Annotated in this window: 37 protein-coding genes and 1 tRNA gene; 1 reads left to right on the forward strand and 37 read right to left on the reverse strand. The window is 65.8% G+C overall.

Translation table 11 applies throughout. From position 1 onward, the window contains the following. Positions 1–131 precede the first annotated feature (131 nt). The 37 genes from FFT10_RS24735 to rpsL all read right to left on the reverse strand — a co-directional run bounded on the left by FFT10_RS24735 (position 132) and on the right by rpsL (position 23,998). Positions 132–208: transfer RNA gene (locus tag FFT10_RS24735), tRNA-Met, on the reverse strand. A gap of 61 nt (positions 209–269) precedes the next feature. Then, on the reverse strand, positions 270–1,439 hold the full coding sequence (locus FFT10_RS24740; protein WP_137735562.1) for a CMD domain-containing protein: 1,170 nt from the start codon (positions 1,437–1,439) through the stop codon (positions 270–272). A 32-nt stretch (positions 1,440–1,471) separates the two neighbouring features. After that, positions 1,472–2,914 carry an NAD(P)-binding domain-containing protein gene (locus FFT10_RS24745; RefSeq protein WP_137735563.1) on the reverse strand — a complete coding sequence of 481 codons (1,443 nt, stop codon included), beginning with the start codon at positions 2,912–2,914 and terminating at the stop codon, positions 1,472–1,474. A 6-nt stretch (positions 2,915–2,920) separates the two neighbouring features. Continuing rightward, complete coding sequence (locus FFT10_RS24750) at positions 2,921–3,889, reverse strand: Bug family tripartite tricarboxylate transporter substrate binding protein (RefSeq protein WP_228027304.1); 969 nt, start codon at positions 3,887–3,889, stop codon at positions 2,921–2,923. 183 nt (positions 3,890–4,072) lie between these two features. After that, positions 4,073–4,465 carry a 50S ribosomal protein L17 gene (gene rplQ, locus FFT10_RS24755; RefSeq protein WP_137735565.1) on the reverse strand — a complete coding sequence of 131 codons (393 nt, stop codon included), beginning with the start codon at positions 4,463–4,465 and terminating at the stop codon, positions 4,073–4,075. 104 nt (positions 4,466–4,569) lie between these two features. After that, positions 4,570–5,565, reverse strand: a complete 996-nt coding sequence (locus FFT10_RS24760; RefSeq protein ID WP_137735566.1) for a DNA-directed RNA polymerase subunit alpha — start codon at positions 5,563–5,565, stop codon at positions 4,570–4,572. Positions 5,566–5,710: 145 nt separating this feature from the next. Next, the gene (gene rpsD / locus FFT10_RS24765; protein WP_137735567.1) at positions 5,711–6,334 is read right to left on the reverse strand and encodes a 30S ribosomal protein S4; all 624 of its coding nucleotides are present in this window, start codon (positions 6,332–6,334) and stop codon (positions 5,711–5,713) included. A gap of 213 nt (positions 6,335–6,547) precedes the next feature. Beyond that, positions 6,548–6,952: a 30S ribosomal protein S11 gene (gene rpsK / locus FFT10_RS24770; RefSeq protein WP_137735568.1), complete on the reverse strand. Its 405-nt coding sequence runs from the start codon at positions 6,950–6,952 to the stop codon at positions 6,548–6,550. Between the two features lie 26 nt (positions 6,953–6,978). Next, entirely contained in the window at positions 6,979–7,344 is a 366-nt protein-coding gene (gene rpsM, locus FFT10_RS24775; protein ID WP_137735569.1) for a 30S ribosomal protein S13, read from the reverse strand. Between the two features lie 36 nt (positions 7,345–7,380). Beyond that, complete coding sequence (rpmJ, locus tag FFT10_RS24780) at positions 7,381–7,494, reverse strand: 50S ribosomal protein L36 (protein WP_125241517.1); 114 nt, start codon at positions 7,492–7,494, stop codon at positions 7,381–7,383. Positions 7,495–7,592: 98 nt separating this feature from the next. Continuing rightward, entirely contained in the window at positions 7,593–8,903 is a 1,311-nt protein-coding gene (secY, locus tag FFT10_RS24785) for a preprotein translocase subunit SecY (RefSeq protein WP_137735570.1), read from the reverse strand. Between the two features lie 22 nt (positions 8,904–8,925). After that, the gene (gene rplO / locus FFT10_RS24790) at positions 8,926–9,357 is read right to left on the reverse strand and encodes a 50S ribosomal protein L15 (RefSeq protein ID WP_137735571.1); all 432 of its coding nucleotides are present in this window, start codon (positions 9,355–9,357) and stop codon (positions 8,926–8,928) included. A 38-nt stretch (positions 9,358–9,395) separates the two neighbouring features. Then, complete coding sequence (gene rpmD, locus FFT10_RS24795) at positions 9,396–9,590, reverse strand: 50S ribosomal protein L30 (protein WP_137735572.1); 195 nt, start codon at positions 9,588–9,590, stop codon at positions 9,396–9,398. 22 nt (positions 9,591–9,612) lie between these two features. Then, a complete protein-coding gene (rpsE, locus tag FFT10_RS24800; protein ID WP_137735573.1) occupies positions 9,613–10,131 on the reverse strand; it encodes a 30S ribosomal protein S5 in 519 nt (172 codons plus the stop codon). A gap of 22 nt (positions 10,132–10,153) precedes the next feature. Next, positions 10,154–10,516 (reverse strand): 50S ribosomal protein L18, encoded by a 363-nt coding sequence (rplR, locus tag FFT10_RS24805; RefSeq protein ID WP_137735574.1) that lies wholly within the window; start codon positions 10,514–10,516, stop codon positions 10,154–10,156. Between the two features lie 10 nt (positions 10,517–10,526). Continuing rightward, on the reverse strand, positions 10,527–11,060 hold the full coding sequence (rplF, locus tag FFT10_RS24810; protein WP_137735575.1) for a 50S ribosomal protein L6: 534 nt from the start codon (positions 11,058–11,060) through the stop codon (positions 10,527–10,529). A 20-nt stretch (positions 11,061–11,080) separates the two neighbouring features. Continuing rightward, a complete protein-coding gene (gene rpsH / locus FFT10_RS24815; RefSeq protein ID WP_137735576.1) occupies positions 11,081–11,476 on the reverse strand; it encodes a 30S ribosomal protein S8 in 396 nt (131 codons plus the stop codon). 24 nt (positions 11,477–11,500) lie between these two features. Next, positions 11,501–11,806, reverse strand: coding sequence for a 30S ribosomal protein S14 (rpsN, locus tag FFT10_RS24820; RefSeq protein WP_137735577.1), 306 nt, complete (start codon positions 11,804–11,806; stop codon positions 11,501–11,503). 8 nt (positions 11,807–11,814) lie between these two features. Continuing rightward, a complete protein-coding gene (gene rplE / locus FFT10_RS24825; protein WP_137735578.1) occupies positions 11,815–12,354 on the reverse strand; it encodes a 50S ribosomal protein L5 in 540 nt (179 codons plus the stop codon). A gap of 26 nt (positions 12,355–12,380) precedes the next feature. Further along, positions 12,381–12,698, reverse strand: coding sequence for a 50S ribosomal protein L24 (rplX, locus tag FFT10_RS24830; RefSeq protein ID WP_137735579.1), 318 nt, complete (start codon positions 12,696–12,698; stop codon positions 12,381–12,383). Positions 12,699–12,729: 31 nt separating this feature from the next. Beyond that, positions 12,730–13,098 carry a 50S ribosomal protein L14 gene (gene rplN, locus FFT10_RS24835; protein ID WP_137735580.1) on the reverse strand — a complete coding sequence of 123 codons (369 nt, stop codon included), beginning with the start codon at positions 13,096–13,098 and terminating at the stop codon, positions 12,730–12,732. Positions 13,099–13,331: 233 nt separating this feature from the next. After that, complete coding sequence (locus FFT10_RS24840) at positions 13,332–13,847, reverse strand: peroxiredoxin (protein ID WP_137735581.1); 516 nt, start codon at positions 13,845–13,847, stop codon at positions 13,332–13,334. Between the two features lie 121 nt (positions 13,848–13,968). Further along, the gene (gene rpsQ / locus FFT10_RS24845) at positions 13,969–14,262 is read right to left on the reverse strand and encodes a 30S ribosomal protein S17 (RefSeq protein ID WP_137735582.1); all 294 of its coding nucleotides are present in this window, start codon (positions 14,260–14,262) and stop codon (positions 13,969–13,971) included. Then, positions 14,259–14,462, reverse strand: coding sequence for a 50S ribosomal protein L29 (gene rpmC / locus FFT10_RS24850; protein ID WP_137735583.1), 204 nt, complete (start codon positions 14,460–14,462; stop codon positions 14,259–14,261). The genes rpsQ and rpmC overlap by 4 nt, the downstream gene beginning before the upstream one ends. A 13-nt stretch (positions 14,463–14,475) precedes the next feature. Next, the gene (rplP, locus tag FFT10_RS24855) at positions 14,476–14,892 is read right to left on the reverse strand and encodes a 50S ribosomal protein L16 (protein ID WP_137735584.1); all 417 of its coding nucleotides are present in this window, start codon (positions 14,890–14,892) and stop codon (positions 14,476–14,478) included. 13 nt (positions 14,893–14,905) lie between these two features. Then, a complete protein-coding gene (gene rpsC / locus FFT10_RS24860) occupies positions 14,906–15,772 on the reverse strand; it encodes a 30S ribosomal protein S3 (RefSeq protein WP_137735585.1) in 867 nt (288 codons plus the stop codon). 15 nt (positions 15,773–15,787) lie between these two features. Next, positions 15,788–16,117, reverse strand: coding sequence for a 50S ribosomal protein L22 (gene rplV / locus FFT10_RS24865; RefSeq protein WP_137735586.1), 330 nt, complete (start codon positions 16,115–16,117; stop codon positions 15,788–15,790). Positions 16,118–16,121: 4 nt separating this feature from the next. Next, positions 16,122–16,397, reverse strand: coding sequence for a 30S ribosomal protein S19 (rpsS, locus tag FFT10_RS24870; RefSeq protein ID WP_137735587.1), 276 nt, complete (start codon positions 16,395–16,397; stop codon positions 16,122–16,124). A gap of 9 nt (positions 16,398–16,406) precedes the next feature. Beyond that, positions 16,407–17,231 carry a 50S ribosomal protein L2 gene (gene rplB, locus FFT10_RS24875; RefSeq protein ID WP_137735588.1) on the reverse strand — a complete coding sequence of 275 codons (825 nt, stop codon included), beginning with the start codon at positions 17,229–17,231 and terminating at the stop codon, positions 16,407–16,409. A 3-nt stretch (positions 17,232–17,234) separates the two neighbouring features. After that, positions 17,235–17,561 (reverse strand): 50S ribosomal protein L23, encoded by a 327-nt coding sequence (gene rplW, locus FFT10_RS24880; RefSeq protein ID WP_228027302.1) that lies wholly within the window; start codon positions 17,559–17,561, stop codon positions 17,235–17,237. Further along, complete coding sequence (gene rplD, locus FFT10_RS24885) at positions 17,558–18,178, reverse strand: 50S ribosomal protein L4 (RefSeq protein WP_137735589.1); 621 nt, start codon at positions 18,176–18,178, stop codon at positions 17,558–17,560. The genes rplW and rplD overlap by 4 nt, the downstream gene beginning before the upstream one ends. Further along, on the reverse strand, positions 18,178–18,858 hold the full coding sequence (gene rplC / locus FFT10_RS24890; protein ID WP_137735620.1) for a 50S ribosomal protein L3: 681 nt from the start codon (positions 18,856–18,858) through the stop codon (positions 18,178–18,180). The genes rplD and rplC overlap by 1 nt, the downstream gene beginning before the upstream one ends. A 204-nt stretch (positions 18,859–19,062) precedes the next feature. Next, a complete protein-coding gene (rpsJ, locus tag FFT10_RS24895; RefSeq protein ID WP_137735590.1) occupies positions 19,063–19,374 on the reverse strand; it encodes a 30S ribosomal protein S10 in 312 nt (103 codons plus the stop codon). A gap of 71 nt (positions 19,375–19,445) precedes the next feature. Further along, positions 19,446–20,636 (reverse strand): elongation factor Tu, encoded by a 1,191-nt coding sequence (tuf, locus tag FFT10_RS24900; protein WP_137735591.1) that lies wholly within the window; start codon positions 20,634–20,636, stop codon positions 19,446–19,448. A gap of 128 nt (positions 20,637–20,764) precedes the next feature. Then, positions 20,765–22,867: an elongation factor G gene (gene fusA / locus FFT10_RS24905; RefSeq protein WP_137735592.1), complete on the reverse strand. Its 2,103-nt coding sequence runs from the start codon at positions 22,865–22,867 to the stop codon at positions 20,765–20,767. Positions 22,868–22,948: 81 nt separating this feature from the next. Further along, complete coding sequence (rpsG, locus tag FFT10_RS24910) at positions 22,949–23,419, reverse strand: 30S ribosomal protein S7 (protein ID WP_137735593.1); 471 nt, start codon at positions 23,417–23,419, stop codon at positions 22,949–22,951. A 201-nt stretch (positions 23,420–23,620) separates the two neighbouring features. Next, positions 23,621–23,998, reverse strand: coding sequence for a 30S ribosomal protein S12 (gene rpsL, locus FFT10_RS24915; RefSeq protein ID WP_137735594.1), 378 nt, complete (start codon positions 23,996–23,998; stop codon positions 23,621–23,623). 248 nt (positions 23,999–24,246) lie between these two features. Between rpsL and FFT10_RS24920 the strand changes: the two genes are divergently transcribed. Further along, positions 24,247–24,711 carry a PIN domain-containing protein gene (locus FFT10_RS24920; RefSeq protein WP_137735595.1) on the forward strand — a complete coding sequence of 155 codons (465 nt, stop codon included), beginning with the start codon at positions 24,247–24,249 and terminating at the stop codon, positions 24,709–24,711. Positions 24,712–24,775 lie beyond the last annotated feature (64 nt).

Consider the following 24,775-nt stretch of genomic DNA (forward strand, 5'->3'; position numbering starts at 1 on the left):
GGCGATGGCCTGCCGAGGCGCCGTCAAGATCCGAGCCACTGCGCTTGGCCGGGATGGGCACAAAGCAAAAAGCCGCCCATCGGGGCGGCTTTCGGCCGATTCGTAAGTTGTTGTTTTTGATCGAGAATCTATGGTTGCGGGGGCAAGATTTGAACTTGCGACCTTTGGGTTATGAGCCCAACGAGCTACCAGGCTGCTCCACCCCGCGACTGAGCCTATGACTATAGCACAGCCAGAAGGCCTGTGCCAGTATTCTTGTTGCGCCCCGGTCAAGCCTGCGGTGCAGCCCAGGGCAGCACCGTCTCGCCGAGGTTGAGCATCAGGCGGTTGGCCCAGGCGAACAAGGCCACTGCATGCACCAGGTCCAGCACCTCCGCAGGCGGCAGGCCGGCGGCCTGCAGCGCCAGCACATCGGCCGCCCCCACCGTGTGCGGCTGCAGGCCCAGCTGGGCAGCGAAGCGCACCAGCGCCCGCTCGCGTGCATCGATGCCGGCCGTCGCCGGATCCTGGAACAGCTGCGCGATCACGTCGTTGCGGCGGGCCAGCTGGGCGAAGCGTTGCGCGTGCACCGAGGTGCAGTAGACGCAGCCGTTCAGGCGGGATTCCACCGTGGCGCCCAGCTCGCGCTCGGCACGCGACAGGCCACCCGGCGCGAACATGATGGCGTTGAAGGCCACCGACCGGTGCAGCAGGATCTCAGGCTGGTGGGCCAGCAGCAGGAAGTACGGCGACTGCCGGGCCGTCGGGCTCATCTCGTCCAGCGCCGCTAGCTGCTCGGGCGTGGCCGCGTCCAGCACCACTGTGTCCAGCCAAGGCAGCCAGGGCAGGGTTTCGTCGGTGAAGCCCTGGATGCGCAGCGGCGATGGCAACAGCGCCGGCTGCCCCGCAGCACCCGCGGGCGCAGGCGCTGGTGCAGGCATCTGCGCCGCAGCCGCCAGGGCCTGCAACCCGGCCACCAGACGCACCTGGTAGGACACGAAGGCAATCAGCTGCGCCAGCGCCACGATGGCCGGGGTGCTGAGACCTGCCTGCACCAGGGCCTGCACCGCCGCTCGGTCGCCATCGATCGGCCGCTCGATCAGCTTCGCGGTGTAGTCCAGGATCGTGCCCAGCCGCGGCGGCAGGTCTGCCTGCCAGCGCCCGGCCGTGATGGCCCCGGCCCAGGCGGCAGCCTCGGGCCCGGCCTGCTGCAGCAGCGTCCGGTAGTGATCGGCCAACGCCGAGGCGTGGGAGCGCTGGCAAGCCAGCAGCGCCGCCGCAGCCCGCTCGGCCACGCTGATGCCGGCGACGGCAGGCGACAGCAGCCCGTCATGGCTGGCCTGGGTGGCGGCCACCACCTTGGCGCGCGCATGGCGCACGGTGTGGATGGTCTGGCCCGGTGCCAGCGGCACGCAGGCGTCCACCACGTCGGCGGTGGTCGCAAGGGTCTCAAGGGTCATGGCAGGCGCGCCGGGCGACGGCGGCGGGTTGGTCATGCGGCGGGCACCCACTCATGGCCCAGCAGTTCGGGGTCGGCATAGGCCTCCAGCGCTGCCAGATGGTGGTCGAAGTCCTCGCGGTAGAACAGCGCGGCGAGGCCGGTGGCCAGGCGGCGCGCACCGTCGCTGATGGCGGGGATGTCGCCCGACACCGTGCCGTGCGACAGCGTGGCCGGGTAGCAGAAGCAATGGATGCGCTCCAGCCCCGGGCAGGCGCCGGGCGTACGGGGCTGGAATTCGAACAGCGGCCCCAGGTCAGGGGCATCGGCCAGTTCGTCGTCGTGCTGGCCCGCCGGCGGGCTGTGGCGGTGCTTCCACGCGCGCACCTGGTCGGCAAAGCCGGCGTACTCGGGCCGGCGGGCCCAGTCGACCTGGAAGCCGGTGGAGACGATCAGGAAGTCCAGCGCGAAGACGCGCCTGGGCGTGGTGACCAGCAGTTGCCGGCCCTGCTGGACAACGGCCTGCACCGGGCAGCTGAAATGGAAGTGCGCGTTGGCGTGGCGGGACACCCGCAACGTGCTGCCCTGCGGCGGCGGCACCTGCGACCGGTTGATGTAGTGCCGCAGGCGCCACTTCTGGTCGTCGGCCAGCAAGTGGTGGCCATGCACCATGCCCGGCACGCCGGCGCCCTTGCTCTTGTTGATGCGCGGCAGGTCCGGCCGGCGGATCAGCAGGTCGACGCTGTGGGCGCCGGCCTCCAGCGCCGTGGCGGCGCTGTCCATGGCCGACGACCCCGCACCGACCACGCCCACGCGCAGACCGGCCAGCCCGCTGTCGTCCAGCGGATCCGAGGAATGCGCCCAGAGCTGCCGGTCGATGCCCGCCATGAATCCTGGCACGGCCGGGCCACCCAGGCCGTCGCGGCCAGTGGCCAGCACCACCCGCCGGGCCAGCAACCGGCTGTCACCCGCAGGCGTCTGCAGTTGCAGCCACACCCGTCCATCAGCACGCGGCTGCAGGGCGGTCACGGTGCACTGGTTGCGCACGTCCAGCGCCAGCACCCGGCGGTACCAGCGCAGGTAATCCATCCACTGCAGGCGGGGGATCTTGTCCAGCGCGGCCCAGCCGTCGGCGCCGAATTGCGCCTCGTACCAGGCGCGGAAGGTGAGCGCCGGCACGCCCAGGGCCGGGCCGGTGAGCTCCTTGGGCGAGCGCAGCGTCTCCATGCGGGCGGTGGTGGCCCAGGGCCCCTCCAGACCGGCGGGCTGGCGGTCGAACAGCACCGCATGGATGCCGTTCTGCGCCAGGCTGGCGGCCACCGCCAGGCCGGCCTGGCCGGCGCCGATGATGGCCACATCCAGCACGGGCAATCCGTCGACCGGCGGCTGCGGCGGCATCCAGGCGCGGGCCGGCCAGCCCAGGCACAGCAGATCGTGCGCCAGCCGCTGCTCCAGCGCTGGCAAGCCGCAGGGCGGCGCGGCGGGGACAGGCGCCATGGCCGGTCAGTCCAGCGTGATGTTGGCGTTGCGCGCCACCTCGGCCCACTTCTGGCGGTTGTCGCGCACCGTCTTGCGGAACTGCTCGGGCGTCTCGATGCGCACCGCATTGCCCTGGGCCTCGAAGTAGGTGTGGATGTCCGGCTGCTCCAGCACCGCCTTCACCGCGGCATTGAGCTTGTCGACGATGCGCGCATCGGTGCCCTTGGGCGCGAAGATGGCAAACCAGATCGAGCTGTCGAAGCCCGCGGCCCCAGGCAGGCCGCTGGCGGCGATGGTGGGCACCTCCTTGACGGCGGCCACCGGGGCCAGCGTGGTCACGCCCAGCAGGCGCACCTTGCCGGCCTTGTAGTGCGGCAGCACGGTCTGCACCTGGTTCATGATGCAGCAGGTGTCGCCCTTGAGCACGGCCTGGATCGCCTCCGGCCCGCCCTTGTAGGGCACGTGCACCATGTCCAGCCCCAGGCGGGCGTTGAACTCGGCAAACGCCATGTGGGTGCCGGCACCGTTGCCGGTGGAGGCGTAGTTGTACTTGCCCGGGTTGGCCTTCACCAGCGCGACGAACTCGCGCAGCGTGCGCACGTTCACCACTTCGGGGTTGATGGTGAGCACGTTCGACACATCCAGCACCGGCGCCACGGCGGTGAAGTCAGCCTCCACGTCGAACGGCAGCTTCTTGTAGAGCGCGGCATTGCTGCCATGCGTGGCCGCGGTGCCGAACAGCAGGGTGTAGCCGTCGGCCTTGGCACCGGCCACGAACTGGCTGGCGATGTTGCCGGCCGCGCCCGGCTTGTAGTCGATGACGACGGGTTGGCCCAGCAGCTTGCCCAGCGGCTCCTGCAGGCGGCGGGCCACCACGTCCACGCCTGATCCGGCGGGAAAGCCCATGTACATGGTGATCGGCCGGGTGGGCCAGTCCTGTGCCTGCGCGGGCAACACACACAACAGGCCAGCACTGGCCAGGGCGGCCGCCATCAGGCGGCGAAACAGGGACACGGACACGGGCAACTCCTGGGATGGCATGACCGGTGGCGTGCAACGGGCATGCCAGCCACCGTGGCTGCATTCTCGGTCAGTCGCAGCGCCCAAGAAAAAACCAGCCCGGAGGCTGGTTTTGTCGGTGTGCGGCAGCGCGGCGATGTCGGCCGCTGCCTGGCATCACTCGGCGGGCGTCTCGGCCGCGGCGGCGGGCTCGGGGCGGTCCACCAGTTCGACGAAGGCCATCGGCGCGTTGTCGCCCACGCGGAAGCCCATCTTCAGGATGCGGGTGTAGCCGCCCGGGCGGGTCTGGTAACGCGGGCCCAGTTCCTTGAACAGCTTCAGCACCACGTCACGGTCGCGCAGGCGGTTGAAGGCCAGGCGGTGGTTGGCGAGGCTGGGCACCTTGGCCAGGGTGATCAGCGGCTCGACGACGCGGCGCAGTTCCTTGGCCTTGGGCACGGTGGTCTTGATGGCCTCGTGCTGCAGCAGCGAGACGCACATGTTGCGCAGCATCGCGGCGCGGTGTTCGCTGGTGCGGTTGAGTTTGCGGAGGCCGTGGCGGTGACGCATGGTGATGTCCTTTGGTTATCGAACCCCGGCCGTGTCAGGTACCGGGGTGTGCACTCGCGCCTGGCGAACCAGGCCGGTGGTTTGGGTTGACCAGAGCGCCGGGATCAGCGCTTGTCCAGGCCCTGCGGGGGCCAGTTCTCCAGCCGCGCGCCGAGCGTGAGCCCGCGCGATGCCAGCACTTCCTTGATCTCGTTGAGCGACTTGCGGCCCAGGTTCGGGGTCTTCAGCAGCTCGGTCTCGGTGCGCTGAATCAGATCGCCGATGTAGTAGATGTTCTCGGCCTTCAGGCAGTTGGCCGAACGCACCGTCAGCTCCAGCTCGTCGACCGGACGCAGCAGGATCGGATCGTGCGTGTCCTTCTGGCGCTCGGCCGCACCGGCGTGCATGCCGACGCCGCCTTCCAGGCGGGTGATGTCAGTGAAGACATACAGCTGGTCGACCAGGATGGCGGCCGAGGCACGGATCGCTTCCTCGGGCGTCACGGCGCCGTTGGTCTCGATTTCCATGACCAGCTTGTCCAGGTCGGTGCGCTGCTCGACACGGGCGTTCTCGACGGCGTAGCTCACGCGGCGCACCGGCGAGAAGGACGCGTCCAGCACGATGCGGCCGATCGACTTGGTGGGCTCATCGCCGTAGCGCCGCATGCTGCCCGGCACATAGCCACGGCCCTTTTCCACCTTGATCTGCATGTCCAGCTTGCCACCATGGGCCAGGTGGGCGATCACGTGCTCGGGGTTGATCACTTCAACGTCGTGCGGTACCTGGATGTCGGCCGCGGTGACCGGGCCCTCGCCCTCCTTGCGCACCACCAGCGTCACTTCGTCGCGGTTGTGCAGGCGGAAGACCACGCCCTTCAGGTTCAGCATGATGTGCACCACGTCTTCGGCAACGCCGTCGATGGTGGAGTACTCATGCAGCACGCCAGCGATGGTGACTTCGGTCGGTGCGTAACCCACCATCGACGACAGCAGCACGCGCCGCAGCGCGTTGCCCAGCGTGTGGCCGTAGCCGCGCTCGAACGGCTCGAGCGTGACTTTGGCGCGGTGGTGGCCGAGCGGCTCCACCTGGATGGCTTTGGGTTTCAGCAGATTGGTTTGCATCGAGTCCTGTTCCTCTCAATACCCTCGGCTCGTTACACCGATAAGGCTGACGGACCATGCCGGGCGGGATACACCTCGTGCCATGCCCGGCAAGCGGACACGAGGGCGGGGCGCGCACACCGCACGGCGGCGCGCCGGCAAGGCGTCAGCGCGAGTACAGCTCGACGATCAGCGATTCGTTGATCTCGGCGCCGAACTGGTCTCGGTCGGGCACCTTGCGGAAGATGCCTTCGAGCTTGGTGGCGTCCACCTGCACCCAGTCGGGCATGCCGATCGAGGCGGCCAGCTTGACCGACTCGGTCACGCGCAGCTGCTTCTTGGCCTTCTCACGCAAGGCGACCACGTCGCCGGCCTTGACCAGGTAAGAGGCGATGTCCACCGTCTTGCCGTTGACCATGATGGCCTGGTGCGAGACCAGCTGGCGCGCCTCGGCGCGGGTGCTGCCGAAGCCCATGCGGTAGACCACGTTGTCCAGGCGGCTTTCCAGCAGGAACAGCAGGTTGGCACCGGTGTTGCCCTTGCGGCGCTCAGCCTCGGCGAAGTAGCGGCGGAACTGGCGCTCCAGCACGCCGTACATGCGCTTGACCTTCTGCTTCTCGCGCAGCTGCACGCCGAAGTCGGAGGTGCGCTGGCCAGACGTGCGGCCATGCTGGCCGGGCTTGGTTTCGAACTTCGACTTGTCGCTGATGGCGCGGCGGGCGCTCTTCAGGTACAGGTCGGTGCCTTCACGGCGGGCCAGTTTGGCCTTGGGTCCAAGATAACGTGCCACGTGGGTTCCTCTGTGAAATCTGACGCGAGGCAAAAGTCGCGCGAGTCTGGCGGATGTTGTTGAGACGCTCAGACGGTGGGCTTGATCGCTGGTCTGCTGCCCTGCTGGCGCAGGTTGACCGGCTTCAACGAAATCGCCGGCAGGCGCTCCAGGCACCCGCCGGCTGACGGAAAACTCTCGATTGTAGCGGCCTCGCAGCCGCTCGCTTCGAACTCAGATCCGGCGGCGCTTCTGGGGACGGCAGCCGTTGTGCGGCACGGGCGTCACGTCGCTGATCGAGTTGATGCGGATGCCGAGCGCGGCCAGGGCGCGCACCGACGACTCGCGGCCCGGGCCGGGGCCCTTGATCCGCACGTCCAGGTTCTTGATGCCCTGCTCTTGCGCGGCGCGGCCGGCCACTTCGGCAGCCACCTGGGCAGCGAACGGGGTGGACTTGCGCGAGCCCTTGAAGCCCTGACCACCCGACGACGCCCAGGCGAGCGAGCCGCCCTGGCGATCGGTGATGGTGATGATGGTGTTGTTGAACGACGCGTGCACGTGAGCGATGCCGTCCGCAATGTTCTTGCGGATCTTCTTGCTCACGCGGCGCGCCGCGGTATTGGCAGGTGCTTTGGCCATGTCGTGTTCCGATCAGGTATGCGGGCTTACTTCTTGAGCGCGGCAGCGCCCTTGCGCGGACCCTTGCGGGTGCGGGCATTGGTGCGCGTGCGTTGGCCACGCATCGGCAAGCCGCGGCGGTGGCGCAGGCCGCGGTAGCAGCCCAGGTCCATCAACCGCTTGATGTTCATGCTGATCTCGCGGCGCAGGTCGCCTTCGATCGTCAGCTTGTTGACCTCGTCGCGGATCTTTTCCAGATCGCTGTCCGACAGGTCCTTGATCTTCTTGGAGAAGGCGATGCCCACTGCGGTGCAGATCTTCTGCGCCGTGGTGCGGCCAATGCCGTAGATCGACGTCAGGCCGATCTCGGCGTGCTTGTGCGGCGGAATGTTGATGCCAGCAATACGTGCCATGGTGGTCCTCTATCTACTGAACGCGGCAGGCGGGCTTCAGCCCTGGCGCTGCTTGTGGCGCGGGTCGGTGCAGATCACGCGCACCACACCCTTGCGGCGGATGACCTTGCAATTGCGGCACATCTTCTTGACCGATGCAGAGACTTTCATCGTCTTCTCCTAGAGCACTCCCGTCCCCATGGACGTTCCGAGCGCAAACTCAACCAAATGGCGTCAGCAGGCCTCGCAGCCCACCAGGCTTGCCCGCTTCAAGTCGCCTTGAAGTTGGCTTTCTTCAACAGCGATTCGTACTGCTGACTCATCACATAACTCTGCACCTGCGCCCAGAAGTCCATCGTGACGACCACGATGATCAGCAGGGAGGTGCCACCGAAGTAGAACGGGACGTTGTACTTCAGCACCAGGAACTCGGGCAGCAGGCACACCGCGGTGATGTAGATCGCGCCGGCCAGCGTCAGGCGGGACAGGATCTTGTCGATGTGCTTGGCGGTCTGGTCGCCAGGGCGGATGCCCGGAATGAACGCGCCGCTCTTCTTCAGGTTGTCTGCGGTCTCACGGCTGTTGAACACCAGGGCCGTGTAGAAGAAGCAGAAGAACACGATCATCGCGGCGTACAGCATCACGTAGATCGGCTGCCCCGGCGACAGCGCCGAAGACAAGTCCTTCAGCCAACGCATGCCATCGCCAGTGGCGAACCAGCCCACCACGGTGGCCGGAAGCAGGATGATCGACGACGCGAAGATCGGCGGAATCACGCCCGACATGTTGAGCTTCAGCGGCAGGTGCGACGACTGGCCGCCGTACACCTTGTTGCCCACCTGGCGCTTGGCGTAATTGACCAAGATCTTGCGCTGGCCCCGCTCGACGAACACCACCACGAAGGTCACACCGATCACCAGCGTGATGATGATCAGCGCCGCGATGATGCTCATCGCGCCGGTGCGGATCAGCTCGAACAGCCCCGCCATCGCGCCCGGCAGACCTGCTGCAATGCCAGCAAAGATCAGGATGGAGATGCCGTTGCCCAGGCCACGCTCGGTGATCTGCTCGCCCAACCACATCAGGAACATCGTGCCGGCCGTCAGGCTGACCACGGTGGTCATGCGGAACCCGAAGCCGGGGCTGATGACGAGGCCGGCCGAGCCTTCCAGCGCCAGTGCAATGCCCAGGCTCTGGAACAGCGCCAGGCCCAGCGTGCCGTAGCGGGTGTATTGCGTGATCTTGCGGCGTCCGGCTTCGCCTTCCTTCTTCAGCGCTTCCAGCGTGGGCACCACATAGCCCATGAGCTGCATGATGATCGACGCCGAGATGTACGGCATGATCCCCAACGCGAACACGGTGAAGCGCGACAGCGCCCCGCCCGAGAACATGTTGAACAGGCTCAGGATGCCGCCCTGCTGGCCCTTGAAGAGCTGCTGCAGCTGGATCGGGTCGATGCCCGGCACGGGGATGTGCGCGCCGATGCGGTAGACCACCAAGGCCAGCAGCAGGAAGACCAGCCGGCGACGCAGGTCGCCGAACTTGCCGCTCTTGGCCAGCTGGGTTGCCGAAGTTGCCAAAACGAAAGTCCTGGAAGAACGATCAGGCCAGGGCGCCGCCGGCTGCCTCGATGGCGGCCTTGGCACCCGCGGTCGCGCCGATGCCCTTGAGCACCACCTTGCGCGAGAGCTCGCCGCTCTTGATCACCTTGACGTGCTTGATCATCTGCCCGACCAGACCAGCGGCCTTCAGCATGACCAGGTCGACTTCATCCTGGTCCAGGTGCTGCAGGTCGGTGAGGCTGACCTCGCCGTTGTACTTGAGCGACTGCGACTTGAAGCCACGCTTGGGCAGGCGACGCTGCAGCGGCATCTGGCCGCCTTCGAAGCCCACCTTGTGGTAGCCACCGGCGCGCGACTTCTGGCCCTTGTGGCCACGGCCGGCCGTCTTGCCCAGGCCCGAACCGATGCCACGGCCCACGCGGCGGCGGGCTTTCTTGGCGCCGTCGGCCGGCTTGATGGTGTTGAGTTGCATGTTGATTCCTGAAAAGTTGCCGAAGTCGGGCCGCAGCCTCAGACCACCAGCACCAGGTAGGCGATCTTGTTGATCATGCCGCGCACTGCGGGGGTGTCCTCGAGCACACGCTCGCTGTTGACACCGCGCAGGCCCAGGCCACGCACGGTGGCGCGATGCGACTGCTTGCAGCCGATCGGGCTCTTCACGAGCCGGACCTTCAGGGTCTTCTTGTCTTGCGTCGTATCCGACATGGAATTCTCCGTGACAGCCAGATCAGTTGAAGATGTCTTCAACCGTCTTGCCGCGCTTGGCCGCCACTTCAGCGGCGGTGGTCGACCGCTTCAGTGCGTCCAGCGTGGCGCGCACCATGTTGTACGGGTTGCTTGAGCCCAAGCTCTTGGCGACGATGTCGGTGACACCCATCACTTCGAACACGGCGCGCATCGGGCCGCCGGCGATGATGCCGGTACCAGCCGGCGCGGGGGCCAGCAGCACCTTGGCGGCGCCGTGCTCGCCGCGCACGTTGTGGTGCACGGTACCGTTGCGCAGCTGCACCTTGAACATGCCGCGGCGGGCCGAGTCCATGGCCTTCTGCACCGACACCGGCACTTCCTTGGCCTTGCCCTTGCCCATGCCGATGCGGCCATCGCCGTCGCCCACGACGGTCAGCGCCGCGAAGCTCAGCGTGCGGCCGCCCTTGACAACCTTGGTGACGCGGTTGACCGCGATCATCTTTTCCTTCAGACCGTCGTCGTTGCCTTCGGTCTGGGCGCGGGGAGTGAACTTTGCCATTTGCTTGTTTCCTTCTCAGCGCTCAGAACTGCAGGCCGGCTTCACGCGCGGCATCAGCCAGCGCCTTGACGCGACCGTGGTAGGCGAAGCCCGAGCGATCGAACGCCACCTTCTCGACACCGGCGGCCTTGGCCTTCTCGGCGATGCGCTTGCCCACCAGGGCGGCGGCGGCGGTGTTGCCGCCCTTGTCCTTGCCCAGTTGTTCGCGCACTTCCTTCTCGGCGGTGGAGGCCGAGGCCAGCACCTGGGTGCCGTCGCCGGAGACCACGCTGGCGTAGATGTGCAGGTTGGAACGGAAGACCGACAGACGCACCGCACCCTGGTTGGCAATGCGGGCGCGGGTCTGGCGGGAGCGACGCAGGCGCTGTTCTTTTTTCGTCAGCATGTTCGGCTCCTTACTTCTTCTTCGTTTCCTTGATCACCACGCGCTCATCGGCGTAGCGGATCCCCTTGCCCTTGTAGGGCTCGGGCGGGCGGATGGCGCGCACTTCAGCAGCCACCTGGCCGACCGCTTGCCGGTCGGCGCCCTTGATCAGGATTTCGGTCGGGGTCGCGCAGGCCACGGTCACGCCGGCGGGCATGTCCTTGACCACGGGGTGCGAGAAACCGATCTGCAGGTTGAGCTTGGCACCGGCGGCCTGGGCACGGAAGCCCACGCCAACCAGGGTGAGCTTCTTCTCGAAGCCCTTGCTCACGCCGTTGACCATGTTGTTGATCAGGGCGCGCATGGTGCCGCTCATCGCATTGGCAGCCACCGACTCATTGGCGGGCTCCAGCGAGATGACAGCGCCATCCTTCTTGATGTTGACCAGCGAGCTGGCGGTCCGCACCAGGGTGCCGTTGGCACCCTTGACGGTGATCTGCTCGGCCGAGATCTGCACGTCCACACCTTGCGGGACGGTGATCGGCATCTTTCCAACGCGGGACATTGTTCTTGCTCCTTCGCCGGTCAGGCCACGTAGCAAAGCACTTCGCCACCGACACCGGTCTGGCGGGCCTTGCGGTCGGTCATCACGCCCTTGGGGGTGGTGACGATCGCCACACCCAGGCCGTTCATGACTTGCGGAATGGCGTCACGGCCCTTGTACACGCGCAGGCCAGGACGGCTCACGCGCTCGATGCGCTCGATCACCGGCTTGCCGGCGTAGTACTTCAGGGCCACCACGAGTTCGCTCTTCGCGCCCTCGGTCTTGACCTGGAAACCGTCGATGTAGCCTTCGTCCTTCAGGACTTGGGCGATCGCGATCTTGACCTTCGACGAAGGCATCGAGACGATCGCCTTCTGCACCGACTGCGCATTGCGGATGCGCGTCAGCATGTCGGCGATGGGATCACTCATGCTCATTGTGATTTCTCCTGCTCGAGCCGCTTACCAGCTGGCCTTGGTCACACCGGGAATGTCGCCCTTGAAGGCGAGTTCACGGATCTTGCTGCGGCCGAGGCCGAAGGTGCGGAACGTGCCGCGGGGGCGGCCAGTCAGTTCGCAGCGGTTGCGCAGACGCGTCGGGAAGGCGTTACGGGGCAGCTTCTGCAGCTCCAGACGGGCCAGGTAGCGCTCTTCGTCGCTCTTCTTGGCGTCGTTGGCGACGGCCTTGAGTTCGGCGTACTTCTTGGCGAACTTGGCAACCAGCTTCTCGCGCTTTTCTTCGCGCTGGATCAGGGATTGTTTGGCCATGGTTCGCCTCAGTTCTTGAAGGGGAAGCGGAAGGCCGCGAGCAGGGCCTTGGCCTCGTCGTCGGTCTTGGCAGTGGTGGTGAAGCTGATGTTCATGCCGCGGATCGCGTCGATCTTGTCGTACTCGATCTCGGGGAAGATGATCTGCTCTTTCACACCCACGTTGTAGTTGCCACGGCCGTCGAACGACCGGCCGGAGATGCCGCGGAAATCGCGGACACGCGGCAGGGCGATGGTCACGAAGCGGTCCAGGAATTCATACATCTGGACGCCGCGCAGCGTGACCATGCAGCCGATGGCCAGGCCTTCGCGGATCTTGAAGCCGGCGATCGGCTTGCGCGACTTGGTGACCACCGGCTTCTGGCCGGCGATCTTGGTGAGGTCGCCGACGGCGTGGTCCATCACCTTCTTGTCGGCCACCGCCTCGCTCACGCCCATGTTCAGCGTGATCTTGGTCAGGCGCGGCACTTCCATCACCGACTTGTAGCCAAACTTGGCCACCATGTCGGGGACAACCTTCTCGCGGTAAAACTGTTGCAGACGAGCCATGGCTGAATCCTTGTCTTTCGCAGGCCTCAGGCCTTGATCTCTTCGCCGCTGGACTTGTAGACGCGGACCTTCTTGCCGTCGGCAAGGATCTTCGCGCCGACGCGGTCGGCCTTGCCGGTGGCGGCGTTGAAGATCGCCACGTTCGACTGGTGGATGGGCATGGTCTTGTCGATCACGCCGCCGGTGGTGCCCTTCATCGGGTTCGGCTTGACGTGCTTCTTGACCATGTTGATGCCGTCGACGACCACATGGTCCTCGTCGACACGCAGGGTCACGGTGCCCCGCTTGCCCTTGTCGCGACCCGTCAACACGATGACTTGGTCGCCTTTGCGAATCTTGTTCATGGCTGGATGTCCTTGTTCCTGTGTGCCTGGCTTACAGCACTTCAGGTGCGAGCGACACGATCTTCATGAAACGCTCGGTGCGCAGTTCGCGCGTCACCGGCCCGAAGATGCGGGTGCCGATCGGCTCGAGCTTGGCGTTCAGCAGCACGGCGGCATTGCCGTCGAACTTCACCAGCGAGCCATCCTGGCGGCGCACGCCCTTGGCGGTGCGGACCACCACAGCGCTGTAGACCTCGCCCTTCTTGACGCGGCCACGCGGCGCGGCTTCCTTGATCGACACCTTGATGATGTCGCCAATGCTCGCATACCGACGCTTGGAGCCACCAAGCACCTTGATGCACATGACGGACTTCGCGCCCGTGTTGTCTGCGACGTCGAGTCGCGATTGCATTTGGATCATTTGTGTCCCCAACTTGTCCCGTCAGGCACTGGCTTGGCAGCCAGGCTTGTCGGTCAGTCTTGGGCCCGTCGCTTGAAGCGTTGCAGCACATCCTGCTCGGCCGTTCACGTGTGGGCGGATCCGAAAGGGCCCGGTTCAGCGAATGCGAACCCGGCGCCTTCCGGCGAAGCTGCGGATTATGCGTGGTTTCCCGAGCGCACGTCAAGCGCCCGGACGCAGAATCTTTTGGAAGCTCAGGCCAGCGCGGCCTTGGCCTGCGCCAGCATGGTGTCGGCGTCGCTGACTTCGAACTTGCCGGGGCCTTCGACGTTCAGTGTCTTGACCACGCCGTCGACCACCAGCATCGAATAGCGGTTGCTGCGCAGACCCATGCCGCGGGCCGTCAGGTCCAGCGTCAGGCCGGTGGCCTGGGTGAAGGCGGCGCTGCCGTCGGCCATCATGCGCACCTTGCCGCCGGTCTTCTGGTCACGGCCCCAGGCGCCCATCACGAAGGCGTCGTTGACGCTGACGCACCAGATCTCGTCGATGCCGGCGGCCTTCAGTGCATCGGCCTGCTGCACATAACCAGGCACATGCTTGGCCGAGCAGGTCGGCGTGTAGGCGCCGGGCAGCGCGAAGACGGCGATCTTCTTGCCGGCCGTCTCCTTGGCGATGTCGAAGCTGTTCGGGCCGAGCGAGCAGCCATTGCCCTCGACCTCGATGAATTCATTGAGCGTGCCTGCGGGCAGCTTGTCGCCAACCTGGATCATCTGCATCTCCTCGTGTGGGGTGTCGAATCGGGACCAGCCATGGAAAACGGCCGGCTGCCAGTATCCCAGCAGTCCGGCCGTCGATGGCCTGCGGGGCCGATGGCCCCGCGGCAGTGCGGGCTCAGACCAGCCCGGCCTTCTTGATCAGGCGGGTCACCACCCAGGACTTGGTCTTGCTGATCGGCCGGCCTTCGGCGATCTCGACCTCGTCACCCAGGTGGTATTCACCCTTCTCGTCGTGCGCCTGGTACTTGCGCGACTTGCCGACGATCTTGCCGTAGAGCTCGTGCGTGACACGGCGCTCGACCAGCACGGTGACCGTCTTGCTGCGCTTGTCGCTGACCACGCGGCCCACCAGGGTGCGCGTGTTCTTGGCGGGGGCGGCCGCGGCGGATTGGACTTGGGCTTCGCTCACTTGGCGGCTCCCTTCTTCTTCTCGGCCAGGATGGTCTTGGCGCGCGCGATGTCGCGGCGCGTCTGGCCCAGCGTTTGGTGGTTGGCCAGCTGCTGCGTGGCCTTCTGCATGCGCAGGCCGAAGTGGACCTTCAGGAGGTCATTGACCTCCTTCTCGAGGCCGGCAACGTCCTTGGCGCGGAGTTCGGATGCTTTGCTCATGGTTGCTCCGTGTTCAGGTGCCGACCTGGCGCACAACGAACGTGCAGCGCAGCGGCAGCTTGGCCGCGGCGAGCGTGAACGCCTCGCGGGCCAGGGTCTCGGGCACGCCGTTCAGTTCGTACAGAACCTTGCCGGGAACGATCTCGGCCACGTAGTACTCGGGGTTGCCCTTGCCGTTGCCCATCCGCACTTCGGCCGGCTTCTGCGAGATCGGCTTGTCCGGGAAGATGCGGATGAAGATGCGGCCACCGCGCTTGATGTGACGCGAGATCGCCCGACGTGCGGCTTCGATCTGGCGTGCGGTGATGCGGCCGCGCTCGGTGGCCTTGAGGCCGAATTCGCCGAAGGAGACATTGGCACCGCGGGTGGCGACACCCGTGTTGCGGCCCTTCTGCTCTTTGCGGTACTTGCGACGTGCTGGTTGCAGCATGGTGTTCTACTCCTTAGGCGGCGCCGGTGCCCGGCGCGGGCACCTTGCGCACGCGCTTGGCAGCCGGCTTGCCGTCGGCACCCACTTCGGCCGGACGGGCGTCGGCGGGGGCGGCATCGCTGCGCGGGCCACGGTCGGCGCCGGGGCGCGGGCCACGGCGGTCGGGGGCACCCGGGCCACCGGGGCGCGGGCCACGGCGGGGGCGACGATCGTCTTCGGGCGTCTCGGTCTTGGCACCGGGCGCGTCACCACGGCCCAGGTTGTCACCGCGGTACACCCACACCTTGACGCCGATGACGCCGTAGGTGGTCTTGGCTTCGGAGAAGCCGTAGTCGATGTCGGCACGCAGGGTGTGCAGCGGCACGCGGCCTTCGCGGTACCACTCGGTGCGGGCGATCTCGATGCCGTTCAGACGACCGGCGCTCATGATCTTGATGCCCTGGGCACCCAGGCGCATCGCGTTCTGCATCGCGCGCTTCATCGCGCGGCGGAACATGATGCGCTTCTCGAGCTGCTGGGTGATTGAGTCGGCGATCAGCTGGGCATCGATTTCGGGCTTGCGCACTTCCTCGATGTTCACAGCCACCGGCACCTTCAGGCGCCGGGCCAGTTCGGCCTTCAGGTTCTCGATGTCCTCGCCCTTCTTGCCGATCACCACGCCCGGACGCGCCGAGAAGATGGTGATGCGGGCGTTCTTGGCGGGGCGCTCGATCAGGATGCGCGAGACGGCTGCGTTCTTGAGCTTCTTCTTCAGGTACTCGCGAACGTCCAGGTCTTCAGCCAGCATGCCGGCGAAGTTGCGGTTCGACGCGTACCAGCGCGAAGCCCAGGCACGGGTGACTGACAGGCGGAAGCCGGTCGGGTGGATCTTCTGTCCCATGGTCTTCCCTTTGCGTCAGTTGCCAACCGTCACATAGATGTGACAGGTGGGTTTGCTGATGCGGTTGCCGCGGCCCTTGGCGCGCGCCGAGAAGCGCTTCAGCGTCGAGCCCTGTTCGATGTAGATCGAGGTGATCTTCAGCTCGTCGATGTCGGCGCCGTCGTTGTGCTCGGCGTTCGCGATTGCGGACTCGAGCGCCTTCTTGACGATGCCGGCAGCCTTCTTCTGGGTGAAGGCCAGGATGTTGAGCGCCTGGTCAACCCGCTTGCCGCGGACCAGGTCGGCCACCAGCCGGCCCTTGTCGGCCGACAGGCGGACACCGCGCACGATTGCTTTGGTTTCCATCGCCTTACCTCTTGGCCTTCTTGTCCGCGGGGTGGCCCTTGAACGTGCGGGTCATCGCGAACTCGCCGAGCTTGTGGCCGACCATCTGGTCGGTCACGTATACGGGAATGTGCTGCTTGCCGTTGTGCACGGCGATCGTCAGACCGATGAAGTCCGGCAGGATCGTCGAGCGACGCGACCAGGTCTTGATCGGCTTCTTGTCCTTGCCAGCCACAGCCTTGTCGGCCTTGGCTTGCAGGTGGTGGTCCACGAAGGGACCCTTCTTGAGTGAGCGTGCCATGGCGGACCCTTACTTCTTGCGACGCGAGACGATCATGCCTTGCGTGCGCTTGTTGCTGCGAGTGCGGTAGCCCTTGGTCAGCGTGTTCCACGGCGACACCTGAGCCTGACCCTCGCCGGTCTTGCCCTCACCACCACCGTGCGGGTGGTCCACCGGGTTCATGGCGGTACCACGCACGGTCGGGCGGATGCCCTTCCAGCGGATGGCACCAGCCTTGCCGTACTGGCGCAGGTTGTGCTCTTCGTTCGACACCTCGCCGATGGTGGCGCGGCAGTCGATGTGGATCTTGCGCACTTCGCCCGAGCGCAGCCGCACCTGGGCGTAGATGCCTTCGCGGGCCATCAGCGTCACCGAGGTACCGGCCGAACGCGCGATCTGCGCACCCTTGCCAGGCGCCATCTCCACGCAGTGGATGGTGGAGCCGACCGGGATGTTGCGGATCGGCAGCGTGTTGCCAGCCTTGATCGGCGCCTCGGCACCGCTCAGCAGCTTGGCACCGACTTCCAGACCACGCGGGGCGATGATGTAGCGGCGCTCACCGTCGGCATACACCACCAGGGCGATGTGGGCCGTGCGGTTCGGGTCGTACTCGATGCGCTCCACCTTGGCCGGAATGCCGTCCTTGTTGCGCACGAAGTCGACCACGCGGTAGTGGTGCTTGTGACCACCGCCCTTGTGGCGAACCGTGATGTGGCCGTTGTTGTTGCGGCCGGAATTCTGCTTCTGGGGCTCGAGCAGCGAAGCCTCGGGCGCGCCCTTGTGCAGGTGCTTGTGCACCACCTTGACCACGGCACGGCGGCCGGGCGAAGTGGGTTTGACTTTGACGACGGCCATGATTTACGCGGCCTCCCCGGAGAAGTTGAGCTCCTGGCCCGGCTTCAACGACACGTACGCCTTTTTGGCGTGGTCGCGTCGGCCGATGCGACCACCGAAGCGCTTGGTCTTGCCCTTCTGGTTGATGACCGTCACGCCCTGCACCTCGACCTTGAACAGCAGTTCGACTGCCGCCTTGATCTCAGGCTTGGTGGCGTCACGCAGCACCTTGAACATCACCTGGTTGTGCTTCTCGGCCACGCTCGTGGCCTTCTCGGACACGATCGGCGCGAGCAGCACCTGGGCCAGGCGACCCTCGTTGAACTTCAGGTTCATTGCACCGTGGCTCATGCGAACATCTCCTTGAGCTGCTCGATCGCGGCCTTGGTCACCAGCACCTTCTTGTAGAAGACGAGGGACAGGGGGTCGGCGTAGCGCGGCTCGATGACCAGCACGTTCGGCAGGTTGCGCGAGGCCAGCGCCAGGTTCTCGTCGACGGTGTCGGCGATCACCAGCACCGATTCCAGGCCCATGGCCTTGAACTTGGCGGCCAGCAGCTTGGTCTTGGGCGCGTCGACCGAGATGGAATCCACCACCGCCAGACGGCCGTCACGGGCCAGCTGCGACAGGATGGCGGCCATGCCGGCGCGGTACATCTTCTTGTTGACTTTGTGCGAGAAGTTCTCGTCGGCCATGTTCGGGAAGGTGCGACCACCCCCACGCCACAGCGGCGACGAGGTGCTGCCAGCACGTGCGCGGCCGGTGCCCTTCTGGCGCCACGGCTTCTTGGTGCTGTGCTTCACCGCTTCGCGGTTCTTCTGGGCGCGGGTGCCTTGGCGGGCGTTGGCCTGGTAGGCCACAACCACCTGGTGCACCAGGGCTTCGTTGTAGTCACGCGCGAACACGGTGTCCGGCGCGTCGACCTTGGACGTTGCCTGGCCCTGATCGTTCAGGAGCTCGAGCTGCATCACTGGGCTCCCTTCTTGGCCTTGACCTTGATCGCGGGGCGCACGGTCACGAAACCGCTCTTGGCGCCCGGCACCGCGCCACGCACCAGCAGCAGCTGGCGGGCTTCGTCGATGCGCACGATGTCCAGGTTCTGCACCGAGACCGTCACGTCACCCAGGTGACCCGACATCTTCTTGCCCGGGAACACGCGGCCCGGATCCTGCGCCATCGAGATCGAGCCCGGCACGTTGTGCGAACGGCTGTTGCCGTGCGATGCGCGCTGCGAGCCGAAGTTGTGGCGCTTGATCGTGCCCGTGAAGCCCTTGCCGATCGACGTGCCCTGCACATCGACAGCCTGGCCCACGGCAAACAGCGTGACGGGCACGGTGGCGCCCGGCGCGTACTGGCCGACCACATCGGCGGGCACGCGGAACTCTTGCAGGATTTCACCGGCTTCCACACCCGCCTTGGCGAGGTGGCCGGCTGCCGGCTTGGTCACGCGCGATGCCTTGCGCGAACCGAACGCCACTTGCAGGGCGTTGTAGCCGTCGGTCTGCTCGGTCTTGACCTGGGTGACGCGGTTGTTCGACACGTCGAGCACCGTCACGGGAACGGCGTCGCCGTCGTCCGTGAAGATGCGCATCATGCCGACCTTGCGGCCCAGCAAACCGAGGCGATAGCTGTTGGCAGCTGTCGTCATGGCTCTTCTCCAGCCCCCACTGAAAGGGGCCTTTGTTTCAAACACCCGACATCGATTGGCCGGGGGTGACTGTGTCGGGGCTGCGGGTCAGATCCTGGAACCTGCCTGCCGCCTCACGACATCGCGGCCGACCTGTTGCCAGGCAAGCCGCGAAAAGCCTGCGAGTATACCCCGAACAGGAGCACACCACGCAAGGCGAACTGCTTACTGCAGCTTGATCTCGACGTCCACGCCAGCCGGCAGGTCCAGCTTCATCAGCGCGTCGACGGTCTTGTCGGTGGGGTCGACGATGTCCATCAGGCGCTGGTGGGTGCGGATCTCGAACTGGTCGCGGCTGGTCTTGTTGACGTGCGGCGAGCGCAGGATGTCGAAACGCTGCATGCGGGTGGGCAGCGGCACGGGGCCACGCACGATGGCGCCGGTGCGCTTGGCGGTGTCGACGATCTCCAGCGCCGATTGGTCGATCAGCTTGTAGTCGAAGGCCTTCAGGCGGATGCGGATCTTTTGCTTTGACATGACTTGTCCTTGGTAAAGAGCGATGAATCCGGGGCAGGCCGAAGCCCGCAACCCGGCAAGTCATGCAAAAGTTACTCGATGATCTTGGCGACGACGCCGGCGCCGACGGTGCGGCCACCTTCGCGGATGGCGAAGCGCAGACCTTCTTCCATCGCGATCGGCGCGATCAGCTTGACCGTGATGCTGACGTTGTCGCCAGGCATCACCATTTCCTTGTCCTTCGGCAACTCCACCGCGCCGGTCACGTCCGTCGTGCGGAAGTAGAACTGCGGACGGTAGTTGTTGAAGAACGGCGTGTGGCGGCCGCCCTCGTCCTTGCTCAGCACGTAGATCTCGGCGGTGAAGTGCGTGTGCGGCTTCACGCTGCCGGGCTTGCACAGCACCTGGCCACGCTCCACGTCTTCACGCTTCGTGCCGCGCAGCAGGATGCCCACGTTGTCGCCGGCCTGGCCCTGGTCCAGCAGCTTGCGGAACATTTCCACGCCGGTGCAGGTGGTCGTCTGCGTGGCACGGATGCCCACGATCTCGATCGACTCGCCGACCTTGATGATGCCGCGCTCGACACGGCCGGTCACCACGGTGCCGCGGCCCGAGATCGAGAACACGTCTTCCACCGGCATCAGGAACGCGCCGTCCACCGCGCGCTCGGGCGTGGGGATGTAGCTGTCCAGTGCGTCGGCCAGCTTCAGGATGGCTTGCTCGCCCAGCGGACCCTTGTCGCCTTCCATCGCCAGCTTGGCGCTGCCGTGCACGATCGGGGTGTCGTCGCCGGGGAAGTCGTACTTGCTCAGCAGCTCGCGCACCTCCATCTCGACGAGCTCCAGCAGCTCGGCGTCGTCCACCATGTCGCACTTGTTCAGGAACACGATGATGTAGGGCACGCCCACCTGGCGGGCCAGCAGGATGTGCTCACGCGTCTGGGGCATCGGGCCGTCAGCGGCCGAGCACACCAGGATCGCGCCGTCCATCTGGGCGGCGCCGGTGATCATGTTCTTCACATAGTCGGCGTGGCCCGGGCAGTCCACGTGCGCGTAGTGACGGTTGGCCGTCTCGTACTCGACGTGCGCGGTGTTGATCGTGATGCCACGCGCCTTCTCTTCCGGCGCCGCGTCGATCTGGTCGTAGGCCTTCGCCTCGCCGCCGAACTTCGATGCCAGGATCGTCGTGATCGCCGCCGTCAGCGTCGTCTTGCCGTGGTCCACGTGACCAATCGTGCCCACGTTCACGTGCGGCTTGGTCCGTTCAAATTTGCCTTTTGCCATGTCAATCTCCGTCTTGAAAAGAGCGTTGCCCGTGGATGTTTAAGGTTTCCGGCGCGCGGTCTGCCACGGGCAGCAGACCCACCGGGATCATGGTGTGACCCCGGGCGCCGAAGACCGGCTTGTATTGCTTACTTGGCGCGCGAGGTGATGATCGCGTCGGCCACGTTCTTCGGAGCTTCAGCGTAGTGCTTGAACTCCATCGTGTACGTGGCACGGCCCTGGCTCATCGAGCGCAGCGTGGTCGAGTAGCCGAACATCTCCGACAGCGGCACCTCGGCCTTGATGACTTTGCCACCGCCGCGCATGTCGTCCATGCCCTGCACCATGCCGCGGCGGCTGGACAGGTCGCCCATCACCGAGCCGGCGTAGTCTTCCGGCGTCTCCACCTCGACGGCCATCATCGGCTCCAGGATCACGGGCGAAGCCTTGCGGCAGCCGTCCTTGAAGCCGATGGACGCGGCCATCTTGAAGGCGTTTTCGTTCGAGTCCACTTCGTGGTACGAACCGAAGGTCAGGGTGACCTTCACGTCCACCACCGGGAAGCCGGCCAGCACGCCATTGGGCAGCGTGTCGATCAGGCCCTTCTCGACCGCAGGAATGAATTCACGCGGCACCACGCCACCCTTGATGGCGTCGACGAACTCGAAGCCCTTGCCCGGCTCCTGCGGCTCGATCTTCAGCACGACGTGGCCGTACTGGCCCTTGCCGCCCGACTGGCGCACGAACTTGCCTTCGACGTCCGAGATCGCCTTGCGGATGGTCTCGCGGTAGGCCACCTGCGGCTTGCCGACGTTGGCTTCCACGCCGAACTCGCGCTTCATGCGGTCGACGATGATTTCCAGGTGCAGCTCGCCCATGCCGGAGATGATGGTCTGGCCCGATTCCTCGTCGGTGCGCAGGCGGAACGACGGATCCTCGGCAGCCAGACGGCCCAGCGCGATGCCCATCTTTTCCTGGTCGGCCTTGGTCTTGGGCTCGACAGCCTGCGAGATCACCGGCTCGGGGAACACCATGCGCTCCAGCGTCACGACCGATTCCGGATCGCACAGGGTCTCACCCGTGGTCACGTCCTTCAGGCCCACGCAGGCGGCGATGTCGCCGGCCAGAATTTCCTTGATTTCCTCACGCTGGTTGGCGTGCATCTGCAGGATCCGGCCGATGCGCTCCTTCTTGCCGCGGATCGGGTTGTAGACCGAGTCGCCCGACTTCAGCACGCCCGAGTACACGCGCACGAACGTCAGCTGGCCGACATACGGGTCGGTCATCAGCTTGAACGCCAGGGCGGCGAACTTCTCGCTGTCGTCGGCCTTGCGGAAGACTTCCTTCTCGTCCTCGTCGGTGCCACGCACCGGGGGGATGTCGATCGGCGAGGGCATGAACTCGATCACGGCGTCCAGCATGCGCTGCACACCCTTGTTCTTGAACGCGGTGCCGCACAGCATCGGCTGGATCTCGCTGGCGATGGTGCGCGTGCGCAGGCCGAACTTGATCTCGTCCTCGGTCAGCTCACCCGTCTCCAGGTACTTGTTCATCAGCTCTTCGGTGGCTTCGGCGGCAGCCTCGACCATGCCCTCACGCCACTTCTCGCACTCGGCCTGCAGATCGGCGGGAATCTCCTCGTAGCTGAACTTCATGCCCTGCGAGGCCTCGTCCCAGAAGATGGCCTTCATCTTCAGCAGATCGACCACGCCCTTGAAGTTTTCTTCAGCGCCGATCGGCACCACGATGGGCACCGGGTTGGCCTTCAGGCGCGTCTTCATCTGGTCGACGACCTTGAAGAAGTTGGCGCCGGTGCGGTCCATCTTGTTGACGAAGGCCAGACGCGGCACCTTGTACTTGGTGGCCTGGCGCCACACCGTCTCGCTCTGCGGCTGCACGCCACCCACAGCGCAATACACCATGCAGGCGCCATCGAGCACGCGCATCGAACGCTCCACCTCGATGGTGAAGTCGACGTGCCCGGGGGTGTCGATGATGTTGATGCGGTGCTCGGGGAAGTTCATCTCCATCCCCTTCCAGAAGCAGGTGGTGGCCGCCGAGGTGATGGTGATGCCCCGCTCCTGCTCCTGCTCCATCCAGTCCATCGTTGCGGCGCCGTCATGCACCTCACCGATCTTGTGGTTCACACCGGTGTAGAACAGGATGCGTTCCGTGGTGGTGGTCTTGCCGGCATCGATGTGCGCGGAAATGCCAATGTTGCGGTAGCGCTCGATCGGGGTCTTGCGGGCCATGGTGTCACTCCAAATACAGGGGCCGCCCTCGGGTCAGTACTAACCCGGGTGGGGCGGCCGAGAGGCTTGAGGGGGAAAGGCTTAGAAGCGGAAGTGCGAGAACGCCTTGTTGGCTTCGGCCATGCGGTGCACTTCGTCGCGCTTCTTCATCGCGCCGCCACGGCCTTCGCTGGCCTCCAGCAGCTCGTTGGCCAGGCGGGCGGCCATCGACTTCTCGCCGCGCTTGCGGGCTGATTCCTTCAGCCAGCGCATGGCCAGGGCCATCCGGCGGACGGGGCGAACTTCCACGGGAACTTGGTAGTTCGCACCGCCCACGCGGCGGGACTTGACCTCGACCATCGGCTTGATGTTGTTGATGGCGACCATGAAGATCTCCAGCGGGTCCTTGCCGGCCTTCTTCTCGACCTGCTCGAGCGCACCATAGATGATGCGCTCGGCGACGGCCTTCTTGCCCGACTCCATGATCACGTTCATGAACTTGGACAGATCAACCGAGCCGAACTTCGGATCCGGGAGGATGTCCCGCTTCGGTACTTCGCGACGACGTGGCATGTCAATTCCTTTGTCTGCTTCAGCGGGTGACCGGGCGACCGACTGGCCTTCTTGCCCGCACCGGAGGGATCACGCAACAGATCCCTCGCTTACTCGGCCGCGCTCTTGCGCTTGCCGCTCAACATCACTGCAACAGCCTTGCGGCCGATGGTGACAACCAGTTGAAAGACCCGACTCGGGCCCCTCGATTCAAAAGACCGATCAGGCCTTCTTCGGACGCTTCGCGCCGTACTTCGACCGCGACTGCTTGCGGTCCTTGACGCCCTGCAGGTCCAGCGAACCGCGCACGATGTGGTAACGCACGCCGGGCAGGTCTTTCACCCGGCCGCCGCGCACCAGCACCACGCTGTGCTCCTGCAGGTTGTGGCCTTCGCCACCGATGTACGAGATGACCTCGAAGCCGTTGGTCAGGCGCACTTTGGCGACCTTCCGCAGGGCCGAGTTCGGCTTCTTCGGGGTGGTGGTGTACACGCGGGTGCACACGCCCCGGCGCTGCGGGCAGTTCTGCATCGCAGGCGACTTGCTCTTGACAGCCTCGACCTCACGGCCATGGCGCACGAGCTGATTGATGGTTGGCATAGGTAACTTGTTCCCGTTTGAAGTCACGTCATTCCGGCCGCTGCGCGCATTGGTCGGAAAACACAAACGGCGCCGAGCCCCGCGAATGCTGCGGGCCACGACGCCAAGAGGTCTTCCGTTCAACGGTTCACCCAACGATGCGGGTGATGCAATTTGCCGAAAAGCCCTCGATTATAGTCAAACGCCCCTTCGACAGCAAGTCAGCCGTGGGTTGTGCCTTCACAGGCGGCCGCAGACAACGCCTTTCCATGTCCGAACCTGCCTCCGGTTTCCCTGCCTCGGCGCCGCTGGTGGTGCTGGACACCAATGTGGTACTTGACCTGTGGCTGTTTGACGATGCCCGCAGCACGCCCCTGCGCCAGGCCCTGGATGCCGGTGCGCTGACCGCGCTGGTGACCGCACCGATGCTGGCCGAACTGGCCGATGTGCTGCAGCGGCCGTTCGCCCAGGGATGGCCGATCCCGCCCGCCGCGGCGCTGGCCAATCTGAAGACCTGCGCGCGGCTGGTTGAACCATCCCGGGCAGCTGGCCCGCCCGTCCCGCGCTGCACCGACCCGGACGACCAGAAGTTCATCGATCTGGCCTGGCATTGGCCCGCGGCCTGGCTGGTCAGCCGTGACCGCGCCGTGCTGCGCCTGGCCAAACCGTCCCTGGCCCGCGGCCTGCGCATCGTCACGCCGGAGCGCTGGGCCGCGTTGAACACGCCCGCCTGACAAGAAAAAAGGCGGCCGAAGCCGCCTCTTGCATCGCACCGGGCCACCACCTGCGCGGTGGCCG

Origin of the sequence: Pseudaquabacterium pictum (assembly GCF_005403045.1) — a bacterium.
GTDB lineage: Bacteria > Pseudomonadota > Gammaproteobacteria > Burkholderiales > Burkholderiaceae_C > Pseudaquabacterium > Pseudaquabacterium pictum.

Coding starts and splice junctions, on each gene's coding strand:
- rpsN (WP_137735577.1), bottom strand. CDS start 11,806: ATGGCCAAACAATCCCTGATCCAGCGCGAAGAAAAGCGCGAGAAGCTG.
- rpsC (WP_137735585.1), bottom strand. CDS start 15,772: ATGGGACAGAAGATCCACCCGACCGGCTTCCGCCTGTCAGTCACCCGT.
- tuf (WP_137735591.1), bottom strand. CDS start 20,636: ATGGCAAAAGGCAAATTTGAACGGACCAAGCCGCACGTGAACGTGGGC.
- rplW (WP_228027302.1), bottom strand. CDS start 17,561: ATGAGCCACGGTGCAATGAACCTGAAGTTCAACGAGGGTCGCCTGGCC.
- FFT10_RS24840 (WP_137735581.1), bottom strand. CDS start 13,847: ATGATCCAGGTTGGCGACAAGCTGCCCGCAGGCACGCTCAATGAATTC.
- rpmJ (WP_125241517.1), bottom strand. CDS start 7,494: ATGAAAGTCTCTGCATCGGTCAAGAAGATGTGCCGCAATTGCAAGGTC.
- rplB (WP_137735588.1), bottom strand. CDS start 17,231: ATGGCCGTCGTCAAAGTCAAACCCACTTCGCCCGGCCGCCGTGCCGTG.
- rplX (WP_137735579.1), bottom strand. CDS start 12,698: ATGAACAAGATTCGCAAAGGCGACCAAGTCATCGTGTTGACGGGTCGC.
- fusA (WP_137735592.1), bottom strand. CDS start 22,867: ATGGCCCGCAAGACCCCGATCGAGCGCTACCGCAACATTGGCATTTCC.
- rplD (WP_137735589.1), bottom strand. CDS start 18,178: ATGCAGCTCGAGCTCCTGAACGATCAGGGCCAGGCAACGTCCAAGGTC.
- rpmC (WP_137735583.1), bottom strand. CDS start 14,462: ATGAGCAAAGCATCCGAACTCCGCGCCAAGGACGTTGCCGGCCTCGAG.
- rplQ (WP_137735565.1), bottom strand. CDS start 4,465: ATGCGTCACCGCCACGGCCTCCGCAAACTCAACCGCACCAGCGAACAC.
- rpsL (WP_137735594.1), bottom strand. CDS start 23,998: ATGCCAACCATCAATCAGCTCGTGCGCCATGGCCGTGAGGTCGAGGCT.
- rpsE (WP_137735573.1), bottom strand. CDS start 10,131: ATGGCAAAGTTCACTCCCCGCGCCCAGACCGAAGGCAACGACGACGGT.
- FFT10_RS24760 (WP_137735566.1), bottom strand. CDS start 5,565: ATGCAAACCAATCTGCTGAAACCCAAAGCCATCCAGGTGGAGCCGCTC.
- rplC (WP_137735620.1), bottom strand. CDS start 18,858: ATGACGACAGCTGCCAACAGCTATCGCCTCGGTTTGCTGGGCCGCAAG.
- rplO (WP_137735571.1), bottom strand. CDS start 9,357: ATGCAACTCAACACCATCAAGCCGGCCGACGGCGCCAAGAAAGCCCGC.
- rpsJ (WP_137735590.1), bottom strand. CDS start 19,374: ATGTCAAAGCAAAAGATCCGCATCCGCCTGAAGGCCTTCGACTACAAG.
- rpsS (WP_137735587.1), bottom strand. CDS start 16,397: ATGGCACGCTCACTCAAGAAGGGTCCCTTCGTGGACCACCACCTGCAA.
- rplN (WP_137735580.1), bottom strand. CDS start 13,098: ATGATCCAAATGCAATCGCGACTCGACGTCGCAGACAACACGGGCGCG.
- FFT10_RS24745 (WP_137735563.1), bottom strand. CDS start 2,914: ATGGCGCCTGTCCCCGCCGCGCCGCCCTGCGGCTTGCCAGCGCTGGAG.
- rplF (WP_137735575.1), bottom strand. CDS start 11,060: ATGTCCCGCGTTGGAAAGATGCCGATCACCGTCCCGCAAGGTGTGGAC.
- rplE (WP_137735578.1), bottom strand. CDS start 12,354: ATGGCTCGTCTGCAACAGTTTTACCGCGAGAAGGTTGTCCCCGACATG.
- FFT10_RS24750 (WP_228027304.1), bottom strand. CDS start 3,889: ATGGCGGCCGCCCTGGCCAGTGCTGGCCTGTTGTGTGTGTTGCCCGCG.
- FFT10_RS24740 (WP_137735562.1), bottom strand. CDS start 1,439: ATGACCCTTGAGACCCTTGCGACCACCGCCGACGTGGTGGACGCCTGC.
- rpsH (WP_137735576.1), bottom strand. CDS start 11,476: ATGAGCATGAGTGATCCCATCGCCGACATGCTGACGCGCATCCGCAAT.
- rplP (WP_137735584.1), bottom strand. CDS start 14,892: ATGCTGCAACCAGCACGTCGCAAGTACCGCAAAGAGCAGAAGGGCCGC.
- FFT10_RS24920 (WP_137735595.1), top strand. CDS start 24,247: ATGTCCGAACCTGCCTCCGGTTTCCCTGCCTCGGCGCCGCTGGTGGTG.
- rpmD (WP_137735572.1), bottom strand. CDS start 9,590: ATGTCGGATACGACGCAAGACAAGAAGACCCTGAAGGTCCGGCTCGTG.
- rpsG (WP_137735593.1), bottom strand. CDS start 23,419: ATGCCACGTCGTCGCGAAGTACCGAAGCGGGACATCCTCCCGGATCCG.
- rplR (WP_137735574.1), bottom strand. CDS start 10,516: ATGCTGACGAAAAAAGAACAGCGCCTGCGTCGCTCCCGCCAGACCCGC.
- rpsM (WP_137735569.1), bottom strand. CDS start 7,344: ATGGCACGTATTGCTGGCATCAACATTCCGCCGCACAAGCACGCCGAG.
- rplV (WP_137735586.1), bottom strand. CDS start 16,117: ATGGAAACCAAAGCAATCGTGCGCGGTGTCCGCCTGTCGGCCGACAAG.
- rpsK (WP_137735568.1), bottom strand. CDS start 6,952: ATGGCCAAAGCACCTGCCAATACCGCGGCGCGCCGCGTGAGCAAGAAG.